The organism is Mesorhizobium sp. ArgA1 (genome assembly GCF_053714375.1).
This window is the reverse complement of record NZ_JBSKBQ010000177.1, coordinates 1-293: the sequence shown is the minus strand read 5'-3', so window position 1 is coordinate 293 and position 293 is coordinate 1. Positions and strand designations below refer to the sequence as shown.

Below are 293 nucleotides of genomic sequence, written 5' to 3'. Positions count from 1 at the left end.
TTCGTCTACACCATCATGGATGGCGACGGCGACCTGTCGACGACCACGCTCACCATCAACCTGTCGGACAGCGGCCTGGCCGCTTCCAATGACGACCTGACGGTCAACGAGGCGGCACTGCCGATCGGCTCCAACCCGTCGAGCACGGCAGAGACCATTGCCGGCACCGTCGTCGACAATGTGTCGGGCGGCACAGGTCCCTACACCTACGCACTGCTGAGCAGCGCCACCGGCGTGCACGGCACGCTGACCTTCAATGCCAACGGCACCTACAGCTACACGCTGACCTCGCC

General features: G+C 64.5%; 1 protein-coding gene. It reads left to right on the top strand.

The genetic code is table 11. The features are described from left to right. Positions 1-293, top strand: a 293-nt coding sequence (locus tag ACWGTI_RS32885; RefSeq protein ID WP_454590709.1) for a hypothetical protein, incomplete at both ends; no start/stop codon positions are given.